1 protein-coding gene is annotated in these 966 nt (G+C 32.8%); it reads left to right on the top strand.

All coding sequences use genetic code 11. The features are described from left to right. Window positions 1-198 precede the first annotated feature (198 nt). Window positions 199-861, top strand: coding sequence for a hypothetical protein (locus VZ95_RS24600; protein ID WP_156995459.1), 663 nt, complete (start codon window positions 199-201; stop codon window positions 859-861). Window positions 862-966 lie beyond the last annotated feature (105 nt).

A 966-nucleotide genomic window follows, 5' to 3' on the forward strand; every position in this document is an offset into this window, starting at 1 on the left:
AAGTAACTCCCTMATAAATCATTGAGATTGTAATCTTGCGAGATATGCGTTTTTAATGTAATTGTGCATTGATTTCTATTTTTTTGGTGTAATAGGAGGGGTAATGCTTTTTGAGGGAAAAAAAATGTCTAGACACGATATATCGAACAATGATGCAAGAATAATAGCTGGTTATGACCCCCCGTTTGGTCATTATTTTTGCAAATTTATAAAAATGATAAAGAGGATCCATTAACCTATACCGCTGAAACCATTGAGGGATTTATTGCTCATTGCAAAAATCGTGTTTTGATTAATGAAGAGTTATTAAGGAGTTTGATAAATGATAGAGAAAAAAGTGAGAGGGTTGCCGGTTTTAGCACAGAAAAAAGTGAATATAAGAAAAATGAAAACGATCTTAATGATTTTGTGAAGAGAAAGTTTCATTTATTGGAGACTGAGACTACCTCTGTGTATTTCGATGAAATGAAAAAAAGATTTTTGGAGTGTGTGTCTGCATACGATATGGCGCTCTGTGCGATCTACTCTCTTGGTGATAAAGATATTATTAACAGTTTATCCAAAATGAAATATATTTCAGTTCTTGTTGATAAAAAACAGCACGATTATCATGTACAAGGAAATAATAAATTGTATGACGCATTGATTAAACGTGATGGTTTGCCTTCTAATAAATTATCTTCTATTGAAACTTATAATAACGAAAAGGATTGCCCAGGGGAACCATATGAAAAATTATCAGCATTTAAAGTTGTTGATATTGATCAAATTAAAAATTACGAAAGTTTTCACACAAAATTTTTTGTATTCTGCAATGTCCGTGAGATTCTTGCAGAGGATTGCAGAGGAGTTAGGTGGTGATTTTGAAAGGGTTATTATTCCAAAAGCGGTTTGGGTAGGATCTTATAACCCTACGCGTACTGGAGATGGATCTATACAGGCATCAATTTTTGCATAGAGATCGTA

Source organism: Elstera litoralis (genome assembly GCF_000963705.1).
Taxonomy (GTDB): Bacteria; Pseudomonadota; Alphaproteobacteria; order Elsterales; family Elsteraceae; genus Elstera; species Elstera litoralis.